Origin of the sequence: Streptomyces sp. 4N509B, from assembly GCF_052245655.1 — a bacterium.
GTDB lineage: Bacteria > Actinomycetota > Actinomycetes > Streptomycetales > Streptomycetaceae > Streptomyces.
This window is the reverse complement of sequence record NZ_JBQQBZ010000032.1, coordinates 1-21,765: the sequence shown is the minus strand read 5'-3', so window position 1 is coordinate 21,765 and position 21,765 is coordinate 1. Positions and strand designations below refer to the sequence as shown.

The 21,765-nt window shown below is 75.3% G+C and carries 20 protein-coding genes; 7 read left to right on the top strand and 13 right to left on the bottom strand.

The window, feature by feature from the left end:
• Positions 1–31: 31 nt before the first annotated feature.
• From ACTWP5_RS24740 to ACTWP5_RS24710, 7 genes are all read right to left on the bottom strand, one after another.
• Positions 32–1,486: an aKG-HExxH-type peptide beta-hydroxylase gene (locus ACTWP5_RS24740; RefSeq protein ID WP_443223306.1), complete on the bottom strand. Its 1,455-nt coding sequence runs from the start codon at positions 1,484–1,486 to the stop codon at positions 32–34.
• Complete coding sequence (locus ACTWP5_RS24735; RefSeq protein WP_443223305.1) at positions 1,483–2,697, bottom strand: FxsB family cyclophane-forming radical SAM/SPASM peptide maturase; 1,215 nt, start codon at positions 2,695–2,697, stop codon at positions 1,483–1,485. Before ACTWP5_RS24735 ends, ACTWP5_RS24740 begins: the two co-directional genes overlap by 4 nt.
• Before the next feature lie 3 nt (positions 2,698–2,700).
• Positions 2,701–2,943, bottom strand: a complete 243-nt coding sequence (locus ACTWP5_RS24730; RefSeq protein ID WP_443223304.1) for a hypothetical protein — start codon at positions 2,941–2,943, stop codon at positions 2,701–2,703.
• A gap of 133 nt (positions 2,944–3,076) precedes the next feature.
• The gene (locus ACTWP5_RS24725; RefSeq protein WP_443223349.1) at positions 3,077–6,583 is read right to left on the bottom strand and encodes an SAV_2336 N-terminal domain-related protein; all 3,507 of its coding nucleotides are present in this window, start codon (positions 6,581–6,583) and stop codon (positions 3,077–3,079) included.
• 14 nt (positions 6,584–6,597) lie between these two features.
• Positions 6,598–7,674 carry an AAA family ATPase gene (locus ACTWP5_RS24720; protein ID WP_443223348.1) on the bottom strand — a complete coding sequence of 359 codons (1,077 nt, stop codon included), beginning with the start codon at positions 7,672–7,674 and terminating at the stop codon, positions 6,598–6,600.
• A gap of 270 nt (positions 7,675–7,944) precedes the next feature.
• Positions 7,945–10,107, bottom strand: coding sequence for a VMAP-C domain-containing protein (locus tag ACTWP5_RS24715; RefSeq protein ID WP_443223303.1), 2,163 nt, complete (start codon positions 10,105–10,107; stop codon positions 7,945–7,947).
• Positions 10,104–10,466: a CU044_2847 family protein gene (locus tag ACTWP5_RS24710; RefSeq protein ID WP_443223302.1), complete on the bottom strand. Its 363-nt coding sequence runs from the start codon at positions 10,464–10,466 to the stop codon at positions 10,104–10,106. The genes ACTWP5_RS24715 and ACTWP5_RS24710 overlap by 4 nt, the downstream gene beginning before the upstream one ends.
• A gap of 90 nt (positions 10,467–10,556) precedes the next feature.
• Between ACTWP5_RS24710 and ACTWP5_RS24705 the strand changes: the two genes are divergently transcribed.
• The 3 genes from ACTWP5_RS24705 (at position 10,557) to ACTWP5_RS24695 (ending at position 12,737) form a co-directional block, all read left to right on the top strand.
• The gene (locus ACTWP5_RS24705) at positions 10,557–10,742 is read left to right on the top strand and encodes a DUF6104 family protein (protein WP_443223301.1); all 186 of its coding nucleotides are present in this window, start codon (positions 10,557–10,559) and stop codon (positions 10,740–10,742) included.
• Positions 10,743–10,894: 152 nt separating this feature from the next.
• On the top strand, positions 10,895–11,755 hold the full coding sequence (locus ACTWP5_RS24700; RefSeq protein ID WP_443223300.1) for a DUF4097 family beta strand repeat-containing protein: 861 nt from the start codon (positions 10,895–10,897) through the stop codon (positions 11,753–11,755).
• 1 nt (position 11,756) lies between these two features.
• Entirely contained in the window at positions 11,757–12,737 is a 981-nt protein-coding gene (locus ACTWP5_RS24695) for a PadR family transcriptional regulator (protein WP_443223299.1), read from the top strand.
• 134 nt (positions 12,738–12,871) lie between these two features.
• Here ACTWP5_RS24695 and ACTWP5_RS24690 read toward each other — a convergent pair whose 3' ends face one another.
• Entirely contained in the window at positions 12,872–13,279 is a 408-nt protein-coding gene (locus ACTWP5_RS24690) for a RidA family protein (protein ID WP_443223298.1), read from the bottom strand.
• 81 nt (positions 13,280–13,360) lie between these two features.
• Here ACTWP5_RS24690 and ACTWP5_RS24685 point away from each other — a divergent pair, with 81 nt between their 5' ends.
• Entirely contained in the window at positions 13,361–14,023 is a 663-nt protein-coding gene (locus ACTWP5_RS24685; protein WP_443223297.1) for a TetR/AcrR family transcriptional regulator, read from the top strand.
• On the opposite strand, the gene ACTWP5_RS24680 is transcribed toward ACTWP5_RS24685, so the two are convergent.
• Complete coding sequence (locus tag ACTWP5_RS24680) at positions 14,020–14,982, bottom strand: zinc-binding dehydrogenase (RefSeq protein WP_443223296.1); 963 nt, start codon at positions 14,980–14,982, stop codon at positions 14,020–14,022. The two genes, ACTWP5_RS24685 and ACTWP5_RS24680, sit on opposite strands and share 4 nt — an antisense overlap.
• Positions 14,983–15,076: 94 nt before the next feature.
• Between ACTWP5_RS24680 and ACTWP5_RS24675 the strand changes: the two genes are divergently transcribed.
• Entirely contained in the window at positions 15,077–15,622 is a 546-nt protein-coding gene (locus ACTWP5_RS24675; RefSeq protein WP_443223295.1) for a GNAT family N-acetyltransferase, read from the top strand.
• Positions 15,623–15,717: 95 nt separating this feature from the next.
• On the opposite strand, the gene ACTWP5_RS24670 is transcribed toward ACTWP5_RS24675, so the two are convergent.
• Positions 15,718–16,131: a DUF2000 family protein gene (locus ACTWP5_RS24670; RefSeq protein ID WP_443223294.1), complete on the bottom strand. Its 414-nt coding sequence runs from the start codon at positions 16,129–16,131 to the stop codon at positions 15,718–15,720.
• A gap of 171 nt (positions 16,132–16,302) precedes the next feature.
• Between ACTWP5_RS24670 and ACTWP5_RS24665 the strand changes: the two genes are divergently transcribed.
• Complete coding sequence (locus ACTWP5_RS24665; protein WP_443223347.1) at positions 16,303–17,076, top strand: AraC family ligand binding domain-containing protein; 774 nt, start codon at positions 16,303–16,305, stop codon at positions 17,074–17,076.
• A gap of 40 nt (positions 17,077–17,116) precedes the next feature.
• On the opposite strand, the gene ACTWP5_RS24660 is transcribed toward ACTWP5_RS24665, so the two are convergent.
• The 3 genes from ACTWP5_RS24660 to ACTWP5_RS24650 form a co-directional block, all read right to left on the bottom strand.
• Positions 17,117–17,869: an amino acid ABC transporter ATP-binding protein gene (locus tag ACTWP5_RS24660; protein WP_443223346.1), complete on the bottom strand. Its 753-nt coding sequence runs from the start codon at positions 17,867–17,869 to the stop codon at positions 17,117–17,119.
• 71 nt (positions 17,870–17,940) lie between these two features.
• Positions 17,941–18,903: an amino acid ABC transporter permease gene (locus ACTWP5_RS24655; protein WP_443223345.1), complete on the bottom strand. Its 963-nt coding sequence runs from the start codon at positions 18,901–18,903 to the stop codon at positions 17,941–17,943.
• 102 nt (positions 18,904–19,005) lie between these two features.
• Complete coding sequence (locus tag ACTWP5_RS24650; protein WP_443223293.1) at positions 19,006–19,962, bottom strand: ABC transporter substrate-binding protein; 957 nt, start codon at positions 19,960–19,962, stop codon at positions 19,006–19,008.
• A 574-nt stretch (positions 19,963–20,536) separates the two neighbouring features.
• On the opposite strand from ACTWP5_RS24650, the gene ACTWP5_RS24645 reads away from it, so the two are divergent.
• Entirely contained in the window at positions 20,537–21,739 is a 1,203-nt protein-coding gene (locus ACTWP5_RS24645; protein ID WP_443223292.1) for an NAD(P)-dependent malic enzyme, read from the top strand.
• Positions 21,740–21,765: the final 26 nt, after the last annotated feature.

Below are 21,765 nucleotides of genomic sequence, written 5' to 3'. Positions count from 1 at the left end.
TCCCCTGAGGGGAACATACACCGGGTGTCCGTCAGGTAACCGCCCACGGCGCGTGCTGGCGCAGCCAGAGCGTGCGGGCGGTCTCGACGTAGGCGGTCGCGCGCACCAGATGGCCGGTGGGGGGCGGCAGTTCGCGCAACTCCTCGTGACGCTCCGTCATGGCGGCGGCGAACCTCCGGCCGGCGTCGGTCAGTCTGCGGGAGCCGCGCAGCACCGGCAGCACGGCGCCGACCTGGGTCCAGCAGCGGGCGTGTGCCGCCCAGGCGTGGTCGCGTGCCGCGGGGTCGGGGAGGGCGAGGGCGAGCCGCTGCCACAGGGCGGCGAGGGCGAGGTGGGAGTACGCGCCGTGGAGGAGGCCGTCGAAGGGGCGCGGGTCGGGGCGCCAGGGGGCCCAGTGGCGGCACTCGTCGCCCGCGGTGTGGAGGGGGGTGAGCTCGCTGAGGGCCGCCAGCTTGGCGTGCTGGAGCTCGTGGGTGAGGGCGGCTGCCAGCAGCGCGGGGCTCGGCGGCGGACTGGCGAGGACCGCGCCGAAGGCGCGCGGGCTGGTGCCGCTGGCGAGGCGCTTCTCGCTGCCGCGGCCGGGTACCTGGCCCGCCCGCGCGGGTCCCCGGGGGGCGTTCGGGAGCCCCGGCGGGCTGGTCAGGGGGACGATGCAGTCGAGCAGGGCCAGCTCGGCGGAGCGGGCGGCGCCGCCGAGGCGCAGCAGCGGGAGGGCCTGGTCCCACAGTCCGGCCCACTGCTCGGCGCGGTGGTCGCGGTCGCCACCGGGGGCCTGGTGGGTGGCGGCGCCGGGGGTGGCCGCGAGGCGGCCGGGGTCGAGGTCGTCCAGCAGCACGGGCCGTGGCCCGCCGGACAGGGTGCGCAGCGGCAGCCAGCGAGGGTCGGGCGAACGCCAGGTGCCGTCGTCGTCGCGGCGTACCTCGACGGGCCGCTCGCCCGCGGTCCGCAGCGTCAGCCGGCCGTCGCCGCCGCTGAGGGTGGCGGGGGCGTCGTCGGGGGCGTCGCTGTGGAGGGCGCCGAGGGTGGGGAGGGTGAGGCGGCCGTCGCGGAGGCTGGCCTCGGAGGTGAACGCCATGCCGGCGCGGAGGGCCGCCGCGGCGGCGAGCGAGCCGAGGTGGGCCAAGTCGCGGGCGGTCTCGCGGGGCGCTCCGGCGTCGGCGAGCCGGCGGACGCAGGCCTCGGCCCAGGGGCCGGTCAGCGGGTAGAACAGCACGCGGCGGGCGGCCGGCGGCGCGACGCGCTCTGCGGCCTCCAGCAGGTCGGCGTGGTCGCGGGCGGCTCGGGCCAGGCGGGTGGTGGCGGCGTCGGTGGTGCGGGCGGCGTCCGCCACGCCGGCGGCGTCGACGGAGTCCACGGCGTCGAAAAGCATCCGCAGCAGCAGCAGGCGGCGGGTGTGCTGCCCGGCCGTGAGCACGTCGAGCTGCTCGGGTCCGCCGTCGGTCCGGCCGAGCATGTGGACGTCCTCGGCGCTCAGCACGGCGCTCACGCCGGCACCTCCCCCGGCTGGTCGCGGCTTGAGGGCTGTCCCGCGGTCCTCGGCGGGCTCGCGTCGCGCAGCGCCGCCGCGACGTGACGGATGAGGCGGTCGAGGTCGGCGCAGTAGACCGAGGGGTTACGGAAGCCGTGGCCCTCGCGGTACCGGTGGGCGTAGTGGCCGCCGCCGCAGACGTCGAGGAGGGGGCAGCGCAGGCAGGCCGGGGCCAGTGCGGCGCGGCCGGCCTGCCGGGCGGCGACGCCCGGGTGGTCGAGGGCCGCGTCGAAGGGGTCGCGGGCGACGTGCAGGCCGGTCGCCGCGGCGCCCGGATAGGTCACCTTGAGCGAGTCGACCTGCTCGACGCTGCCGTCGGTCTCCACGACCACGGCGGTGAAGGGCTGCAACCCCAGGGTCTCCCCGGCGGCGGGCAGGCCGAGCAGCAGCGCGATGCACTCCTGGAAGAGCCTGATCCGCGCCCCCCGGCGGTCCGCGTGCCACCAGAGGTCGAAGACGGCGGCGAGCCAGTCGCCGTACGGGGTGGGCCGCGCCGGCACGGGCACCTCGGCGCCCGGCAGGCCGGGCGGCGGCCTGCTCCAGGTGGCGTGGGGCAGGAGGAAGCTGATGGCCGGTGGGCCGAGGCGCAGCAGCGAGGTGTAGACCTCGGCCGGGTCGGTGTCCGGGTCGACGACGCTGATGAAGCCGGCGTAGGAGCGGCGGTGACGCGGCGTCGCCAGCAGCCGCGCCGCCCGCTCGACGGCGGGCCAGGCGGGCCGGCCGGCGTGGTCGACACGCCGCTCGTTGTGCGCGGCCAGGCCGCCGTCGAGGCTCAGGCCGACGCTGATCCGCGCCGCGGCGAGCCGCCGCAGCCGCGCCTCGGTGAGCAGCACGCCGTTGGTCTGCACGCTGGCGTGCACCTCGCAGCCGGCGGGGACGCGTTCGCGGGTCTCACGGACGAACGCGGCCAGCCGGGCCGGGTCCGTGAGCAGCGGCTCGCCGCCGTGGAGGACCAGCGAGACGGCGGGCAGGCGGTGGGTGGCGGCGTGCTCGGCGACGCGGTGGGCGACGTGGCGCAGCGTCTCGTCCGAGACGGACACGGGCTGGGCACGCCAGCCCTGGTCGGCCGCGAAGTACATGTAGCAGTAGTCGCAGGCGAGGTTGCAGCGGCTGTTGACCTTGACGACGAACTGACGGAACGGGACGGCCGGTGCGGGTGGGGGCGTCACGCGTTACTTCTTTTTCTTCTTGTCGTCATTGTCGCCGCTGGACCCCTGGTCGAAGTCCCACATACCGTCCGTCCGACTCGCCAGACGCTGACGAAGGTCGTCGAGCACCGCGCTGAGCACGGGGTGGTCCAGCCTGCGCAGCTCAGCGAGGCTCAGTCCGAGCAGATCCGGCAGCGGCTCCTGGGAGGGTTCCCTGGCCCCGAACGGCGACGGCGCGTATCGGTGCTGCCGTGGGCAGGGTGTCATCCGTCCTCCTCACGACAAGGGGGCGCTGCGGAGATTCCCTGATGTCCCGCCCCAGAAACCCCTTTCCCTCCCACGGCACGCAAACCAGCCAGGTGGCATAGTCCATGAGGCACCGCGCGCCGGGGCCGCGGCGTCACTCGTCGCGACGGAGGGCCGCCAGCAGCCGGGCGGTCTCCTCGCCCGCCTCACCGCCGTGATCGGGCAGCCGGCGCCAGCGCGCCAGGGCGGCACGGTACGCCTCCGTCGCCGCCATCGGGCGCAGCGCCGCCTCGTAGACGACGCCGCGCTGGTGCAGCGCCTCGGCGGCCAGCCGCACCGCGCTGTCGTCGTCGAGGGCGCCGACCGCCTGGGCCGCCTGGCGGTACGCCTCCGCCGCGAGTTCGAGCCGCTCCGGGCGGCGGGTGTGGCTGTGGGCCCTGCGGTGGGTCTCCCCCAGCTCGTACCAGGCGCTCGCGCGGGTCAACGGCTCGCGCGCGCCGAGGGCGGCGCGGTTGAACAGGTGCTCGGCCTCCCGCAGGTCGACCAGATCGCGCTCCCCCTCGTACCGGGCCGTCAGGGCCCGCCCGAGCAGCAGCAGCCTGACGGGCAGGCGGCGGTCGTCGGCCGGGGTCTCCATGCGGCAGTCCCGCAGCACCCGCACGGCCTGCGAGACGAACGGCAGGCCGTCGGGGAACGCGGCCCGGCGCAGCAGCGCGGCGCCCCACTCCTGGAGCACCTCCCCGTAGAGCGGCCCGCCGTCGCGCGGCACCAGCCGGCTGGCGCCGGCGAACTGCATGGCGGCGGTGACCAGGTCGGCCGGGGAGCCGTCCTCGGTGAAGCGGCGGGCGTGCCAGCGACCGGAGCGGATCAGGCAGGCGCCGTACAGCTCCCCGTCGAGCTCGGCGTCGTCGGCCAGCCGCCGCGCCTGGTCGATGATCTCCTCGGCGCGGCGCCAGTCGTGCTCGGTCAGCAGCAGGGCGTCCACCAGCTCCAGCAGCGCGTGGGCGGTGGCCGGCGGCGGCGCCGACTCGGCCGCGAGCGCGCGGCGGCCCTCGTCGAGGAAGGCCGCGGCCTGCTCCGCCGTGACCCGGGTCCGCTCCCCGTCGGGCTCGGCGCGCGCCAGCCGCAGCAGCGCCCGGCCGTGCGCGAGCGGCAGGGCGCTGGGCAGCGGCTCGCCGACGGGCCAGCCGTCGGCGATGGCCTCCAGCATGCCGACGCTCTCCTCGAGCAGCGCCGTGTCCCCGACGAGCCGCCACTGCTCCTGGAGGATCTCGACCCGCTCCAGCGCGGGCCCGAGCGCGTCCCTGGCGAAGAGGCCGGGCGTGGCGCAGACGGTGGCGAACTCCCGGTCCGCCTGGCGCCACAGCTCCAGCGCGCCGCGGGCGTCGCCGTAGTCCTGTCGCTCCCCGGCCTGCGCGGCCAGCGCCCTGGCGAGGATCGTGCGGGCGCGGACCGAGCCGAGGCCGTGCTTGCCGTCGCTGGCGGCGGCGATGCGGGCCGCCTGCCGGGCCTCGCGCAGCAGCGTGCCGTCGCGCTGGACGCGCCACAGCCGCAGCAGCAGCTCCGCGAGCTCGCTCCACAGCTCGGCGTCGGTGCCCTGGCCGAGCTCGCGCTGGCTGGAGACGGCCTCGCGCAGCAGGCCGACGGCGTCGATCAGGTGCCGCATCCGGCCGTCGGCGGCGTACCGCTCGGCCAGGGTCCTGGCCTGGGCGACGGCCTCGGCGGCGAACAGCGCGGCCTCCTCCGCACCGCCGTCCAGGGGCGTCGCGGGCGAGGTCTGCGCCGGCGCCTCGGGCAGGAAGCGGCGCAGCACCTTCGCCGCCACCTCGGCGAAGGGCTGGGGTGCGCGGCGGCGGCGGGGGCCGGGCTCCCGCGTGGGGCCCTCGGGCTGGGGGGTGCCGGTGAGCTGGGCCAGCGCGATGGCGGGAAAGTTCGGGCCGGCCTTGCCGAAGCGCTGCTCGACGTAGCCCGAGCAGTGTTTGAGGACGAGCAGCGCCTCGTCCTGGCCGAGGGAGGCGAGCAGCTCGTCGTGGACGCCGTCGGTGAACTCGTACCAGCGGCTGTCGCCCGACGACGCGTCGCCGGGGGAGACGACCTCGCGGCGGCGGAGCAGACCGCTGAGCATCACCTCCGACAGCTCGGCGGGCCCGGAGTCGGGCAGCATGGTCCGCTGGATGAGCTGCATGACGGGCAGGAAGAGCGGCGCGGCCGAGAGGTAGACCGCCAGGCGGACGGCGCCGGGCGAGGCGGTGGCGCGGAAGCGGGTCAGCAGGTCGACGGCTCGGGTGGCCGCGGGCGCGGCGCCGGCGTCCTGGTCCGCGCTCCCGCCCGTTCCCGCGCCGACGCCCGTTCCCGCGCCGACGCGTCCGCCGGGGCGGCCGCCCGGGGCGGCGGGCCGGCTGGCGCGGCGGCGGGCGGGGGCGGCGGGCTGGTCGGGGCGCGCCCAGCCGACGGCCGCGCGCACCGGGCGGCTGCCGGAGCCGGCCAGCAGCCCGGCCCAGGCGCCGAGGGCCGCCGCGGTGGGCGGCAGCACCGGCACCGGGACCGCGCCGTGCGCGGCGGCGGGCGGGCGGCGGTGGTCGGCGGCGGCGAACCGCAGCTGCGCGGAGCCGCCCGGCCCCTCCTCCCGCAGCAGCGTCCCGAACGAGACGGGCAGCCGGGTGCGCGACCACAGCCGCTGCGGCAGCGGCTGCACGACGGCCACCTGGGCGTGCCGGGAGAGGCGGTGGAGCAGCCGGTGGGCGGAGCCGGCGTGCCACAGCGGGCCCGCGCAGTCGCTGACGACGACGGTCAGCCGGCGTCCCGTCGGGTCCATCAGCTGGCGGACGGGGCGCAGCGCGCCGCCGTGCCGGGCGTCGGCCTCGAAGCGGCGGCTGATCGCGGGGGTGCCGTCGGGGGAGGTGTGGAGGTAGTGCACCTGGATGTCGCGGAAGGCGCCGAGGCGGGTGAAGACCTCGGTGAGCTCGACGAGCATGCGCTGCCACACGCGCATGGCGGAGGCCGCGTCCATCAGCAGCTGGAGCTCCAGGTGCCCGCGGGCGGGGGTGTGGAAGACGGGCAGCAGCAGCCCGCCGGCGCGCGCCGTGCTCTCGACGGTGGCGCGTTCGTCGAGCTCGCCCCGGTCGGCGCGGGGCGGCGGGGTGGGCGGCCGGTAGCGCTGCAACGGCCGCAGGGCGCGCTCCAGGTCGAGCAGCCCCGGCAGGGCGCGGGCCTCGGGCACGCCGACGCGCAGCGCGTCGCGGGGCAGGGAGGAGAGGGTGTCTCCGGAGCCGGCGGGGTCGGGGTAGAGGGCGACGGTGGGGTCGCCGGGGCGGGGGGCGCGGCGCGGGCGCTCGCCGCCGTCGGCGCGGTCCTCGGGCGGGGTGGTCGACTCCTCCGGGGCGTCCGCGGCCGGGGGTGACGTCGGCTTGCTGCCGGAGGCGTCGGGGCCGGCGGAGCTCTGCGGCGTGGCGCCGGGCGGCTCCTCGGCGCCGGGGGCGGAGGGCCCGGCGGGCGGGCAGGCCGTGGGGTGGGAGAAGCGCGCGAGCCACAGGGCGTCGGCCAGCCCCCGCCAGTCGGGGTCGAGGCCGGCGCCGCGCAGCACGCGGACCAGTCCCGGCAGGCCCTCGGCGGGACGGGGGCGCGCGGGATTCTGGCCGTCGTCGCCCGGCGGGGCGGGCATGGCGGACACGGCCCCTACCTCGGCCGGTCGAGGCGCTGGATGAGCATGTCGGCGAGGCGGTCGCGGGTGAGGGGCTCGGAGTGGTGGGTGAGGTAGATGGCGTTGAGCAGCTGGTCGGTGGCGAGCTGCTCGGTGCGGGAGCGCTCCAGGAAGCGGGCGATGAGGTCGTCCCCGACGCGGGCCAGCTCGTCCCCCAGGTGGGCGCGGACCACGGTGGCGAGCCGCTCGTGGTCGGGCCTGCCGAGCTCCAGGTGGATGCAGCGGCGCAGCAGGGGGGCGGGGAAGTCGCGCTCGCCGTTGCTCGTGAGGACGACGAAGGGGAAGGAGCGACAGCGGACCCGGCCGTCGCGGAGCGTCACCTGCTGGCCGTCGTGGGTCAGGACGGTGACCTCCGGCTCGCGCTCGGCGATGCGCTCCAGCTCGGGGATGGTGAACTCGCCCTCCTCCAGGACGTTCAGCAGGTCGTTGGGGAGGTCGATGTCGCTCTTGTCGAGCTCGTCGATGAGCAGCACCCGGGGCACGGCGGTCGGCAGCAGCGCCGTGCCGAGGGGGCCGAGGCGCAGGTAGCTGCCGATGCCGCCGACGGGGACGGGGGGCACGACGCCGGTCGGGACGCCGGCGGCGCGGCTGCTGGCCGCGATCTGGGTGTCCTGGAGGCGGGCGATCGCGTCGTAGTGGTACAGCCCGTCGCCGAGGGTGGTGCGGGAGACGATCGGCCAGTGCAGGACGCGGCCCAGCCTCAGCTCATGGGCGACGGCGTGGGCGAGGGTGGACTTGCCCGTGCCGGGACTGCCGGTGACCAGCAGGGGGCGGCGGAGGTAGAGCGCCGCGTTGATGATCTCCAGCTCCTCGGGGCTGGGGCGGTGCATCTCGGCCATGTGCCGGAACGCGCCCAGGCGGCGGGTGGAGGTGCTGTCGGTGTCGGGCGCGGGCGCCACCAGGGGACCGCCGTCGAAGTCGCGCCAGGGTGGCGCCTTGGGGAGGGCGCGGATGCCGTCGTGCGGCTCGCCGGTGCCGCGGTATATCAGCCATTCCCGGGCGGGCGGCTCCTCGGCGACGCTGTCGTGCGGGCCGGGGTTCTGGTCAGACACAGCCACAGCATGCTCCTCGTCGCTCGTACGCCGCTGAAGGGGAAGCCGTCCGTGCTCCGACGCTATCGCGACCGGCACCGCCGGGCGCTGGATCGACGGCCGCTCGACTGACGAGAGTCGGGCCGTGGGCGGGCTCGGCGCGCGACACCTGACGGGGTGCCACCTCATGGGAGATCAGCTCATGGAACATCAGCGCGTGGAAGCCGGGCACGTGGAAGCCGGGCACGCGCGGGGCCTGTGGGCGGCGGACGGTCCGGCCGCCGGGCCGCGTCACGGCGCCTCCAGCGGCTCGTCGGCGCCGGGGAGGACGTGCCCCGGGTGCGCGTAGTGCAGCGCGAGCCCCGCGGACCAGTACGCCTCGGGCACGCCGTTGCCGACGTCGGCGCGCAGCCGCCACAGGGCGTCGGGCAGCTCGCCGCCCCGCCCCGCGGCGGCGACGGTGGCGACGACGCCCCGGTGGAGGTCGCCGCAGCCGGGCTCGTGGGTGTGGGGGCCGCGACGCCACAGGACCACGTCGAAGCCGCCGGTCAGGACCTGGGAGAGGGCGAACGGGTCCCCGCCGCCGTCCCCGCCCGCGCCGCTGCGGCACAGGACGGGCACCGTGTCCTCGGGCTGGACGGACAGCGTCGACGCGTCGGCGAGCGGGCGGCGGTGGCCGCCGAGGCAGTCGAGGACGACCGGGTTCATGCTGTCGAGGTGGAGCCTCTTCCAGCGGATCTGGCGCTGTGAGGCCAGCAGCTCGTCCTCGTGCGCCGGGGGGTGGTCGACGCAGCGGACCACCACGGGGCGCTCCTCGCCCAGGCACGGGCTCGCCGCGCCGCCCTCCTCGGAGACCTGCCAGCCGTCCACGGGGAGGCCGATGCGCTCGTAGGGCAGCGCGGCCTGGACCATGACGGGCCGCCCGGCCTCGTCGCAGCGGCGGATCGCCTCCTGGAGCGCGGCCCGCAGCCTGGCCGGCGGCGGGTCGTACTCCTCGGCGTCGGTGTCGGCGTCGACGACGGCGAGCTCGCCGTCGGGCAGGGGCGCGTACACCTCCCAGTCGAAGTGCTGGGGATCCCAGGCGTGCTCGGTGATCGACAGCAGCACGAAGGGCTGCGTGCCGGCGGGCGCGGTCGCGTCGGGCGCCGGGTCGTCGACCGGGGAGAGCGCCGGCCCCGCGCTCCCCGCACGTCCGGCGGCCACCGCCTCGCGGCGGTCGGCCCCGGCGCGGCGGGCGATGTCCCGGGAGTGCTGCTCCTCGTAGAGCATGCTGCGCACGTAGTGCGGGAGCACGAGGTCGGCGGCGGTGCGGTGGGCCCACTCCAGCAGCTGGTCCTCGGTGCCGGACCGGGCGGCGAAGGGGTGGAGGGCGGTGGCGGCGTGGACGGCGTACCGCAGGACGGTCTCCGCCTCGCTGCGTCCGGGGCCGAGGTCGTAGAGGAGACCGAGCCCGTCGCGCCAGCCACGGGGCGCGGGCAGCGCGCCCTGGAACGGCCGGCCGCGCAGCTCGGTGATCATGCGGTTGAGCGTCTGGACGCTGGCCGGGGGCGGCAGCTCCGCGAGCAGGCCGAGCAGCTCGACGCGCTGACCCGGCGTCAGCCTGCGGCGGGCCGGACCCGGCAGGACGGTCTGCACGTCGGTCCACGTGTCGTCCGGGGCGCCGGCGTCGAGGTGCCGGTCGCGGTGGTACCGGTCGTGGGCGTGCGTCACGCGGTGGTAGAGGTCGTCGCGCTCCTCGCGCAGCGGCGCGGGCGGCTGGGGAAGTCGTCGTAACTGCAACGCCGACACGCCGAGGCCGCCGTCCCGGCCGCCGGTGCGGCGGCCCTTGACCACGCCGATCACCTCGCCGCTGGTCAGGTCCACCAGCGGCCCGCCCGAGGTGCCGGGCGGGATCTCGTCCTGGCTGGTGATCTTGAGCTCGCCCGAGGTGCCCACGTCGCCGCTGATGGTGCACCGGCCGCTGATCGGCTCGACGCAGCCGTCGATCTCGGCGTGGCCGAGGAAGGCGACCTCGCCCGAGGTGAAGAACGCCTGGGTGCGCTCGGTGAGCCAGACGCAGTCCCGGGGGGCGGGCTCCAGGACGCGGACGAGCGCCAGGTCGGGCGGCGGCCAGCGGCCGGCCGTGCGGTGCTCCCACGGCTGGGCCCACTCGACGACGCCCCGCACGGGACGGTCGCTGTCGCGGAAGCTCAGCGCCACCTCGCGTCTTCCTCCCTCGGCCATCCCCCCGCGAAGTGCCACGTGAGCGCAGGTCAGAACCCAACCCGGAGCCACCTGGAAGCCGCTCCCCCACAGCCGCGCGCCGCGCGACCCGGCCTCACCGTGGTGCTCGTCACCGTCATACCCTGCCGAGAGGGAATGGATGCGCACGGTCGCCGCGGCGGCGAGCGGCGCGAGGATCTCGAAGGGATCCCGCTCGGGACCGTGTGCGCCCCCGGTGCCCTCCCATGTCATCCCGCCTGCCCCACGTCCTCCGGCGGCGCGCCCCGCCAGGTGAGCGTGACCGTGATCGCCCCCTTCGCCTCACCGTCCGCCAGCAGTCCGACGACCTTTCCCGAGCGGGCGGCGATCTCGACGCCGAAACTCACGCTGACCTCGTCGGGGCTGACGGCGCGCGCGCCCTCGGCGACGCTGGCGGCCACGCCGGTGATCAGGCCCCTCAGGCTCTCCATGCGCGTGGCGAGCCGCTCGCCGAGGCCGGCGTCCGCGTAGGTGGAGCCGGCGCCGGGCTCCGCCAGATCCTCGACGTCCGAGACCCGGGCGAGGACGGACGTCCCGTCGGGCAACTGGATCCGGGTGACACCACTCGTCATGACGACCCCCCGTCGCGCCTGCGTCGCTCCTGGTGTGCGTGGTCCATGCAGGGTAACGGGCGGAACGGACGGGTGCCTATCCTGGGCGACGTGTACTTCACTGACCGTGGCATCGAGGAGCTGGAACAGCGGCGCGGCGAGGAGGAGGTCAGCCTGGGCTGGCTGGCCGAGCAGCTGCGTGTCTTCGTCGACCTGAACCCGGACTTCGAGGTGCCCGTCGAGCGCCTGGCGACGTGGCTCGCGCGGCTCGACGACGACGATCCCGACGACGTGTGACGCCGGCACGGGCACCGGCCCCGGGCACGGGCACGGTGCCACGCGAGGCACTCGCGACAGTCGCGAGTCCGTCGCGACAGCCGGACCCCCTTGACTTCCCCCGTACGCGATATATCGTGTTGCGCGTCAGACGCGATATACCGGGAGGTCCGGTGGCCAGGACATCCGAGTGGTCCCTCTGCGAGGCGCGGACGCTCCGCCTCGACGAGCCGCTCGTCGAGGAGCTGCACATCCGCGTCGTCGGCGGCACCGTCAACGTGGTCGGCACCGCCGACTCCACCACCCTGGTCGAGGTCGCCGAGGTCCACGGCCCGCCGCTCGTCGTCCGGCGGAGCGAGCGGCGCCTGACCATCGCGTACGAGGACCTGCCCTGGCGAGGGCTGCTCGGCTGGCTCGGCGGCGGAGCCCAGCGCCGGCACGCGGTGGTGTCGGTGCGCGTGCCCGCCGCCGCCCGCCTCAGTCTCGGCGTCGTCGGCGCCTCCGCCGTCGTCAGCGGCCTCTCCGGCGACACCGAGGTGCGCGGCGTCACCGGGGACACCACCCTCGTCGGCCTGTCGGGCCCCGTCCACGCCGACACCGTCTCCGGCGACCTCGACGCCCAGTCCCTCACCGGCACGCTGACGTTCAGCTCGGTCTCCGGTGGCCTCACCGTGGTCGACAGCACCTGTCCCCGGCTGGCGGGTGACTCCGTCAGGGGAGCCATGGTCGTGGACGCCGCCCCCGGCGCCGGCCCCGCCCACATCCGCCTCACCACCGTCTCCGGCGAGGTCGCGCTCCGCCTGGCGGACCCGGTCGACGCGCGGGTCCACGCCGCGACCACGAGCGGGGCCCTCTCCTCCGGCTTCGCCGAGCTCACCCCGCGCGGGCCGCGCGGCGCCCGGCGGCTGACCGGCAGGCTCGGCTCGGGTGCCGGCAGCGTGCACTGCTCCACCGTCTCCGGCTCGATCGCGCTGCTGCGCCGCCCCGGCCTGCCCGAGGAGGAGCCCGTCGTCGCCTCCCTTAAGGACGTGTGACATGCCCCCTGTCTTCGGCCACGGCCGCCTGCGGCTGTACCTGTTGAAGCTGCTCGGTGAGTCCCCGCGGCACGGCTACGAGGTGATCCGCCTGCTGCGGGAGCGCTTCGAGGGCATGTACGCCCCCTCCGCCGGCACGGTCTATCCCCGGCTCGCGAAGCTGGAGGCCGAGGGGCTGGTCAAGCACGCCGAGAGGGGTGGCCGCAAGGTCTACAGCCTCACCACCGACGGCGAGGCCGAGCTGCACGCCCGCGAGGAGGAGCTGACCGCGCTGGAGCGGGAGATCCGGGACTCGCTGGCCGCGCTCGCGGCCGAGATCCGGGAGGACGTCTCGGGGTCGGCCTCCGCGCTGCGCCAGGAGGTGCGGCGGGCGGCGGCCGAGGCGCGGGCCGAGGCCCGCTCGGAGCGCGCGGCCGGCGGCCGCCGGGCGGCCGGCTTCCGCGCCGGCGAGCGCGCTGGCACGGAGGGCGGCGGCGCGACGCGGCAGGACCGGGAGGAGCGCGCGGCCACGCGGGAGCAGTTCGAGCAGGCCGCCCGGCGCATCCAGGAGCGGGTCCAGTCCCGCGCCTCCGTGGGCGACTGGTCGGGCGCCGTGCGGGAGGGGCTCCAGGGTCTCGGCCACGAGTTCGGCGGCCTGGGCCCGTTCGCCGACCGCCCCACCTCGCCCTGGCACGTCTGGGCCCCGCCGCCCGAGGAGGAGGCGGAGTCCCCCGGGGGCACGCCCCGGCCCGGGACGGACACCGGCACGGGCACGGACACCGAGGAAGAGGCGGGGGCCGCCGCCGGCCCTCGCCCCGGCCAGGAGTCGGTGCCCGACCCCGAGCGGGAGCTGCTGCGCCTCCTCGACGGCCTCCGGGACGACGTGCGGGACGCCGCCCGCGACCACGGCGTGAGCCAGGAGCAGTTCCGCGAGGCCCGCCGCACCCTCTCCGAGACCGCCGCCCACCTGGTGGCCCTGCTCCGCTCCCGGCGCGAGGACTGAGCGGCCCGCCTCCCTGTCGCAGGCGCGTTCACGCCCGGTCGCCGCGCCCGTCCGCGGAGGGCGGATCGCCGGGCACGAGGACGCCCCGGGCCGGCGGGGACCCGCGTCGCCTCGGCCGGGATCGCCGGCGCCGGCTACGCGAGGACCGCCGTGGCCTCGACCTCGACCAGCAGGTCCGGTTCGCCGAGGGCCGCGACGCCGAGCAGGGTGATCGGTTTGACCGGGTCGACGCCCAGCCTCTCCGCGGCCCGGCCCACGCCCTCCCCCAGCAGCGGCATCTTCTCGGGGCTCCAGTCGACGACGTAGACGGTCAGCTTCGCCACGTCGTCGAAGGAGCCGCCGACCTCGGCCAGGGCGGTGGCGACGTTGAGATAGCACTGCTCGACCTGCGCGGCGAAGTCTCCCTCCCCCACGGGACGGCCGTCGGCGTCACGGGCGACCTGGCCGGCGAGGAACACCAGCCGCGAACCGGTGGCGACCGCCATCTGCCGGTAGACGTCGGGCTTCGGCAACCCCTCGGGATTGATCAGGGTCACGGACATGAGCGGCCTCTTCCTCGTGGTTCCGGGGGACGGCGGGAGCAGCCCCCATGAAAGCATAGCGCTGCTATGTATTGTGAGGGCATGGCGAGGACGAAGGATCCGGCGGTCCGCACCCTGCTGCTCGACCGAGCCGCCCGCATGCTCCGCACCAGGCAGCCGGTCACGCTCCGCGCCCTGGTCGCCGGCACGGGCGTGTCCACGATGGCCGTCTACACGTACTTCGGCGGCATGGACGGCATGTGGTCAGCGCTGCGACAGGAGGGCTTCGTCCGCCTGGCCGCCGAGCTCGCGGCCGTCAGGCCGTCCGCCGACCCGGTGCGCGACCTCGCGGCGCTGGGCGCCGCCTACCTGGTCAACGCCCTGGAGAATCCCGATCTCTACCGCGTCATGTTCGACGCGGGCTTCGCCCTTCAGGACCCGGGCGGCGCGGACGACACGTTGCACCACCTCGTCCGCACCGTCGAACGGGCCCGGGAGCACGGCCGCTTCCGTCGCGAGGTCGACCCGCTGGAGTTGGCGACACAGAGCTGGACGATCGGCCACGGGATCGCCTCGCTCGTCGCCACCGGGCCCCTCCCGCGCCAGGCGCTGGCCCACGGCGTGCCCCTGCTGACCGCGCTCTTCACCAGCGCGGGAGACGAGCCCGAACGATGTCGCCGCTCGGTGGAGCGGGGCTGGGAGCGCGCCCTGGCCACCGCCCCCGGGCCCGGTCCCGGCTCCCGCGGTCGCGGAGCGGACTCCTAGCCGGTCAGGACGATCTTCCCGAACACGTCGCCCCGGTTGAGGCGTTCGAGGCCCTCACGGGCCCGGTCCATCGGGAGGGTGCTGTCGATCAGCGGGCGGACCCCGGTGCTGGCGCAGAAGCTGAGGAGGGAGGCCAGCTCCTCCTTCGTGCCCATGGTGACGCCGACGACCTTCAACTCCAGGAAGAAGACGCGGTTCAGCTCGGCGGCCGGCGGGTTTTGCCCCGAGGTGGCCCCGGAGATGACGAGCGTGCCGCCCGGCCTGAGGGAGCGCACCGAGTGCGCCCAGGTGGCGGCGCCGACCGTCTCGATCACCGCGTCCACCCGCCGCGGCAGGCGCTGGCCGGGCTCCACCGCGGCCTCGGCGCCGAGCTCCAGCGCCCGCGCGCGCTTGGCCTCGTCCCGGCTGGTGACGAAGACCCGCAGCCCCGCCGCGCGGCCGAGGACGAGCGCGGCGGTGGCGACGCCGCCTCCCGCGCCCTGCACGAGCACCGTGTCGCCGGGGCGCACGTCCGCGGCGGTGAAGAGCATCCGGTACGCCGTCAGCCAGGCCGTGGGCAGGCAGGCCGCCTCGGCGAACGTCAGCTCCGGCGGCTTCGGGAGCACGTTCCACTGCGGGACGGCGACGCGCTCGGCCAGCGTGCCCTGGTACCGCTCGCTCAGCAGCGAGCGGCGCTCGCCGGGGCCGACGCCGTGCCCGGTGGCGCCGATGACGGAGTGCAGGACCACCTCGTTCCCGTCGGAGTCGACGCCCGCGGCGTCGCAGCCGAGGATCATCGGCAGCTGCTCCCGGGTGATCCCGACGCCGCGCAGCGTCCACAGGTCGTGGTGGTTCAGGGTGGCGGCCCGGACGTGGACGACGGTCCAGCCCGGCGGCACCTCCGGCTCGGGTCGCTCGCCCAGCCGAAGCCCGTCCAACGGCTGGTCCCGGTCGAAGCTGGCGGCGTAGGCGGCGAACATGATCCTCACGCTAGCTGGTCCGTCCGCCATTCCGGAACAGGCGACGGGGTGTCACGATGGAGGCACACGGGGGAGGCCTGGGGAGGCGACAGCGATGAGCACGGTCTTTCTTCGGCGGTTGAGCCGCTGGCAGGCGGAGGGTGAGCGCGAGGACGTGGCCGACCTGTACGTCGGCGCGACGCGGGAGGTGCCCGGCGTCCGGCCGCTGGCCCGGGAGGAGTTCGTGCGCCGCTTCGTCGACCACGACATCCAGCGGCCCGGGTTCGACATGGTGATGGCCGGCGACCCGGCGCCGGCCGGGTACGCGTACGGCTTCCGCGCCGAGCGGGGCAGCTCCTGGTGGGACGGTTTCGCGGAGGTCCCCGCCGATCTCGGGGAGCTGACGCGCTCCCGGCAGATCCTCCTCGTCGGCGGCCTCGTGGTGACGCCGGCGCGGCGGCGCGCCGGGCTCGCCACGCGGATGGTGCGGGAGCTGCTGACGCGCACCGACGCCTCGTTGGCCCTCACGCTCGCCGAGCCGGGGAACGTCGCGGCCAGGTCCGCGCTGGTGTCCTGGGACTGGAGCAAGGCCGGGCAGCTCACGCAGGTCGACGGCGCGGGTCCGCTGGAGGTGTGGGCGCGCCGGCTCGGCGCCGGCTGACGGACGTCGCGGAGGCGGACGTCGCGGAGGCGGACGTCGGGAAACCGGACGTCGGGAAACCGGACGTCGCGGAGCCGGGGCGGGCCGGCAGGGGCTCAGCCGTGGAGCGGCACCCCCTTGGTGATCCTGTCGACGGCGTTGCGCGGCCCGTGGAGGCCGAGGCCCGCCAGGGACAGCTTCTCGGCCGCGACGGCCCGCACGGCCGCGCGGTTGGCCTCGTCGTGGTCGGTGGCGAAGAGGTCGTCGGTGTAGAGGGCGCACGCCACGGCGGGCCGGCCCAGGGCGCGCTCGTGGGCGCGGGCCATGCCGTCGGCGTCGGCCTCGAAGACCACGACGGGCTGGCGGAACATCGCGAGGTAGTGGTTGCCCGAACCGTCCTCGTAGGGCTCGCCCATGGTCTCCGGCCTGGCGTGGGCGAGGCCGCTGGCGAGGTAGGCGGTGACGTTGAGCCGCTGCCAGGTGGCGAGTCCCTCGCGGACGACGACGGCGATCTTGGTGTCGAAGCGCATGCGGCGATCCTGCCCCGGGGCGGCGGTGCGGGTCTTGGACGCTCGTGCGCGGTCAGGGGCGGGGCGGGGGCGGGATGGGGCCGGGGTGCGGGCGGCCGGCCGGGCGAGAATGGGCGGGTGAGGCAGGACTGGGCCGAGTACTGGCGCGACCCGCGCCGGCCGGTGGAGGCGATGCGCGCACACTTCACGCGCCACGTCTTCCGGCCGCACAGCCACGACGCGTACCTCTTCGGCGTCACCGAGTCCGGCGCCCAGCGCTTCCGGTGCCGCGGCGCGGAGCACGTCAGCAGCGCCGGGATGGTGATGGCGCTCAACGCCGACGAGCCGCACGACGGCTCCGCCGCCGTCGCCCCCGGGTTCACCTACCGCATGGTGCACCTCGGCCCCGAGGTGGTCAGGGAGGTGCTGGGCGGGGCCGCGCTGCCGCTCTTCGACCGGCCCGTGATCGACGACCCGGCGCTGCGTCGCGCCCTGCTGCGGCTGCACCACGCGCTGGCCGGGGGCGCGGGCCGGCTGGTCCGCGACGAGCGGCTGGCGGAGGCCGTGACCGCGATGGTGCGCGGCGCCGCGCGCCGGCCCGGCCGTCCCGCCCACGCGGTGGGGCAGGGCCGCGCGGCGGGCGCGACGGCGCGGCGGGCGCGGGAGCTGTTGACGGCGGAGTACGCGCGGGACATCGGCGCCGACGAGCTGGCCGAGGCGGCCGGGTGCAGCCGTTTCGCCCTCTACCGCGCGGTGCGCGCGACGTACGGCGTCTCCCCGAGCGAGCTGCAACGGCTGGTGCGGCTGCGGGCGGCCCGCCGCATGCTGGCCGCCGGCACCCCGGCGGCGGAGGCGGCCACGGCCTGCGGCTTCGCCGACCAGAGCCACCTGAGCCGCTGGTTCGTGCGCTCCTACGGCATCACGCCGGGGGCGTACGCGCGGGCCGCCGGGCGCGCGGGCGAGTGAGCGGGGGCCCGGCGGGCCCCGCGGCCCGGCGGGCCCGCCCTCACAAGACCTTCGACAGGAACGCCCGGGTCCGCTCGTGCTGGGGGTTGCCCAGCACCTCGCGGGGGCGGCCGGTCTCCACGACCACGCCCTCGTCCATGAAGACCAGGGAGTCCCCGACCTCCCGCGCGAAGCCCATCTCGTGGGTGACCACGATCATCGTCATGCCCTCCTCAGCGAGGGTCCGCATCACGTCGAGCACCTCGCCGACCAGCTCGGGGTCGAGGGCGGAGGTCGGCTCGTCGAAGAGCATCAGCTTCGGCTCCATCGCCAGCGCGCGGGCGATCGCGACGCGCTGCTGCTGGCCGCCGGAGAGCTGCGCCGGGTAGTGGTGGGCCCGGTCGGCCAGGCCCACGCGGTCCAGCAGGCGCGCCGCGAGCTCCGAGGCCTCCGCCCTGCGCATGCCCTTGACCTGGATCGGGGCCTCCATGACGTTCTGGGCGGCCGTCATGTGGGGGAAGAGGTTGAAGCGCTGGAAGACCATGCCGATGTCGCGACGCTGGGCGGCGACCTCGCGCTCGCGCATCTCGTAGAGCTTGCTGCCCTTCTGCCGGTACCCGACGAGGTGGCCGTCGACGTAGAGCCGGCCGGCGCTGATCTTCTCCAGGTGGTTGATGCAGCGCAGGAACGTGGACTTGCCGGAGCCGGAGGGGCCGACGACGCAGAACACCTCGCCCGGCTGCACCTCCAGGTCGATGCCGCGCAGGACCTCGACCAGGCCGAACGACTTGTGGACCCGCTCGGCCTTCACCATGGGCCGGCGGGCCGCGCCGCCGGGACCGTCGGCGGCGTCCTTGGACAGGGACCGGGACTCGGACGGGGAGCTCACACCCTCACCCCCTTCGTGACCTCGCTGCGGACGCGGAACGACGTCAGCTGCGCCCTGATCCGTTGCAGCGGCGTCGGCGGTGGCGTGCGGTCGACGCCTCTGGCGTAGTACCGCTCCAGGTAGTACTGGCCGACGCTGAAGACCGTCGTCAGCAGCAGGTACCAGACGCTGGCCACGATCAGCAGCTCCATCACCGCCAGGTTCCTCGACGAGATGGTGTCGTTCGCGCGGAACAGCTCGTCGTACTGGATGGCGTAGGCCAGCGAGGACGTCTTCAGCATGTTGATGAACTCGTTGCCCGTCGGCGGGATGATGACGCGCATCGCCTGGGGCAGCACGATGCGGCGCATCGTCTTCGTGTTGCTCATGCCGAGCGCGTGCGCGGCCTCGGTCTGCCCGCGGTCGACCGACAGGATGCCGGCGCGGGCGATCTCCGCCATGTACGCCGCCTCGTTGAGACCGAGCCCGAGGAGCGCGGCGAGGAACGGCGTCATGAAGTCGTTCATCTCGTCCTTGTAGAAGCCGAGATTCACGGTCTCGAAGACGAACGACAGGTTGTACCAGAGGAAGAGCTGCACCAGCACGGGTGTGCCGCGGAAGAACCAGATGTACCCCCACGCGACGGAGGACAGCACCGGGTTCCGCGAGAGCCGCATCACGGCCAGGAGCAGACCGAGGACCACGCCGAGGGCCATCGAGACGAGGGTGATCCACAGCGTGGCCATCGCGCCCTCGACGATGGTGTCGTGGTCGAGGTACTCGCCGACGACGCCCCAGTCGATGTCGGCGCCGACGAAGGCGCGCACCAGCAGCGCGAGGAGGGCGAGGACCACCAGGGCCCCGAGCCAGCGGCCGTAGTGGCGCACCGGCACGGCCTTGATCGCCTCGGGCGGCGCGGCCGGCCCGGGTGGTCCGCCGGGGCGGTCCCGGGGTGGTTCGGCGTCGGACACGTCGGACACGTCAGACACGGATGGCCCTCCTACGCTGTCGCTGCGCGGCTCTCACGGGGCGCGGCCCACGCGAGTCCTCGCGTGGTGCCGCGCGGTCGCGGCGTGGCCGCCTCAGGTGCCGGCGTTGACCGTGGCCTCGTCGATGGCGCCGGTCTCGGCGTTCCACTCCGCGAGGATCTCCTCGTAGGTGCCGTTGTCGATGATCTCCTGGACGGCGGCCTGGAGGGCGTCACGCAGCTCGGGCTGGTCCTTGGGCACGGCGATGCCGTACGGGGCCGCGTCGATCTGCTCGCCGACGACCTCGAACAGCTCGCCCTCGCCCGCGGTCAGCTCGTTGTAGAGCGCCACGGGGTAGTCGGTGATCACGACGTCGGCCCGGCCGTTCTGGAGGGCGGTGATCGACTCGGTGTCCACCTCGCTGATGAACGGGTCGATCGGCTCGTCGCAGGCCTCCTGCTGCTGCTCGACCACGGCCTCGTTGGCGGTGCCCTGCTGGGCGGCGACGGTCAGGCCGCACAGGTCCTCGACGCTCTGGATCCCCTCGGGGTTGCCCTTGGGCACGAGGATCGCCGAGCCGGCCTGGAAGTAGTTGACGAAGTCGGCGCCGCCGCCCTCGGAGTCGGCGCTGGCGCCCTCCTGGCGCTCCCTGGTGTCGGTCATCGCCGACATGATCACGTCGTACCGGCCGTTGTTCATGCCGAGGACCAGGCCGTCGAAGGTGCCGTTCTCGAAGGTGAACTCCACGCCCAGCACCTCGCCGAGGGCCGCCGCGATGTCCGGGTCGATGCCGGTGATCTCGTCGTTCTCGTCGATGAACTCGATGGGCGGGTAGGCGACGTCCGAGCCGACGACGATCTCGCCCGCGTCCTGGATGTGCTGCGGCAGCATCGCGTGGAGGTCCCCGCCGGAGGTGTCCCCCGTCTCCTGGGAGGAGCCTCCGTTGTCGCCGCCCGACTCCTCCGCGTCCTCGGTCTGGTCGCCACACGCGCCGAGCAGCAGCGCACCGGCGGCGGCGAGGGCTCCGACGGCGGCGAGCCGGGAGCGGCGGCGGGTGGTGCTGGGGGTCATGGCGGGGTCCTCCAGGTGGCGAGTATCCGGACGGTCCGGCTGCTGGCCGGCGTGCGGGTGCCGGGCACGCGTCGTTGGGTGTCGCGACGTCGTTCGAGAGTTCGACGGAGGGCATCCTGCCATCCGTGGCGGCAATCCCGGCGCTCTCCTACGTCAAGATCGGATAACGGACAGCTCGCACCGTTGACCGGAGGAGACGAACTCCGGGCGGGTGGCGGTGGAGTGTCGTGCGATGAGAGTTTCGTCACGTGTGCCACCTCGTGCGCCGCTCGTCCACCCCTCGCGCCGTGCCCGAACGGCCGCCCGGACGGGGGGCGACGGGACCCCCGTGACGTGGTCTATCACTTGAGCGCGCCTGCGCTCTTGTGGTGCTCGGCCGAAGATTGCGCCTCCGCTCTGTCACGGAAAGCACTCGTGTCCCCGCTCGCCCATCCGCTAGAAACGAGTGGACAGACACCCCTCACCCGGGGACCTGGGCGCATGTGCGGTGCGCCCGGCGTCCGCTCCACCCTCGCGGACGTGGCATCACGATCACGATCACGAACCACGCCTCACGCCAGAAGGGGTACCTCACGTGTCCTCGGATACCGTCAATCCACGCGTCGACCCGGAGCTCACGCCCGGCTTCGACCCCGCCTTCGCGCTCCACCGCGGCGGCAAGATGTCCGTCACCGCCACCGTGCCCGTGCGCGACGCCGACGACCTCTCCCTCGCCTACACGCCCGGCGTCGCCCGGGTCTGCGAGGCGATCGCCGAACGCCCCGAGCTGGTCCACGAGTACACCTGGCGCTCCCAGGTCGTCGCGGTCGTCACCGACGGCAGCGCGGTGCTGGGCCTCGGGGACATCGGGCCCGAGGCGTCCCTGCCGGTGATGGAGGGGAAGGCCATCCTCTTCAAGCAGTTCGGCGGGGTGGACGCGGTCCCCGTGGCGCTGGACTGCCGCGACACCGACGACATCGTGGAGACGGTCGCCCGTCTCGCGCCCTCCTTCGGCGGCGTCAACCTGGAGGACATCTCCGCCCCCCGCTGCTTCGAGATCGAGCGCCGGCTCCAGGAGCGGCTGGACATCCCGGTCTTCCACGACGACCAGCACGGCACGGCCGTGGTCACGCTCGCGGCGCTGATGGGAGCGTCGCGCCTGACCGGCCGGGACATGACGGGACTTCGGGTGGTGATCTCGGGGGCGGGAGCCGCCGGGGTGGCGATCGCCAAGATCCTGCTCGGCGCCCGGGTCCGCGACGTCGTGGTCTGCGACCGCCGGGGCGTGGTCTCCGACGACCGCGAGGACCTGACGGACGTGAAGCGGCAACTGGCGCGCATCACCAACCCGGACGGCGTCACCGGGTCGCTGGCGGACGCGCTGAAGGGAGCGGACGTCTTCGTCGGGGTCAGCGGCGGCACGGTGCCCGAGTCGGCGGTGGCGACGATGGCGCCCGGCGCCTTCGTCTTCGCGATGGCCAACCCGAACCCGGAGATCCACCCCGAGGTGGCGCACCGGTACGCCTCCGTCGTCGCCACCGGTCGCAGCGACTTCCCGAACCAGATCAACAACGTGCTGGCGTTCCCCGGCATCTTCGCCGGCGCGCTGTCGGTGCGGGCCACGCGGATCACCGAGTCGATGAAGCTGGCCGCGGCGAAGGCGCTGGCCGACGTGGTCGCCGACGAGCTGAGCCCGTCGCGGATCATTCCCTCGCCGTTCGACGAGCGGGTGGCGCCGGCGGTCTCCGCGGCCGTCGCCGAGGCGGCGCGGGCGGCCTGCGTGGCGCGGAAGCCGTAGCGAGGCGGCGCCACGCGGCGCCGCGT

Bases quoted from the DNA above. Each gene is read 5' to 3' on its own strand.
- ACTWP5_RS24730 (WP_443223304.1), bottom strand. From the start codon at position 2,943: ATGACACCCTGCCCACGGCAGCACCGATACGCGCCGTCGCCGTTCGGG.
- ACTWP5_RS24725 (WP_443223349.1), bottom strand. From the start codon at position 6,583: ATGCCCGCCCCGCCGGGCGACGACGGCCAGAATCCCGCGCGCCCCCGT.
- ACTWP5_RS24715 (WP_443223303.1), bottom strand. From the start codon at position 10,107: ATGACATGGGAGGGCACCGGGGGCGCACACGGTCCCGAGCGGGATCCC.
- ACTWP5_RS24710 (WP_443223302.1), bottom strand. From the start codon at position 10,466: ATGACGAGTGGTGTCACCCGGATCCAGTTGCCCGACGGGACGTCCGTC.
- ACTWP5_RS24695 (WP_443223299.1), top strand. From the start codon at position 11,757: ATGCCCCCTGTCTTCGGCCACGGCCGCCTGCGGCTGTACCTGTTGAAG.
- ACTWP5_RS24690 (WP_443223298.1), bottom strand. From the start codon at position 13,279: ATGTCCGTGACCCTGATCAATCCCGAGGGGTTGCCGAAGCCCGACGTC.
- ACTWP5_RS24685 (WP_443223297.1), top strand. From the start codon at position 13,361: ATGGCGAGGACGAAGGATCCGGCGGTCCGCACCCTGCTGCTCGACCGA.
- ACTWP5_RS24680 (WP_443223296.1), bottom strand. From the start codon at position 14,982: ATGTTCGCCGCCTACGCCGCCAGCTTCGACCGGGACCAGCCGTTGGAC.
- ACTWP5_RS24675 (WP_443223295.1), top strand. From the start codon at position 15,077: ATGAGCACGGTCTTTCTTCGGCGGTTGAGCCGCTGGCAGGCGGAGGGT.
- ACTWP5_RS24670 (WP_443223294.1), bottom strand. From the start codon at position 16,131: ATGCGCTTCGACACCAAGATCGCCGTCGTCGTCCGCGAGGGACTCGCC.
- ACTWP5_RS24665 (WP_443223347.1), top strand. From the start codon at position 16,303: ATGCGCGCACACTTCACGCGCCACGTCTTCCGGCCGCACAGCCACGAC.
- ACTWP5_RS24660 (WP_443223346.1), bottom strand. From the start codon at position 17,869: ATGGTGAAGGCCGAGCGGGTCCACAAGTCGTTCGGCCTGGTCGAGGTC.
- ACTWP5_RS24650 (WP_443223293.1), bottom strand. From the start codon at position 19,962: ATGACCCCCAGCACCACCCGCCGCCGCTCCCGGCTCGCCGCCGTCGGA.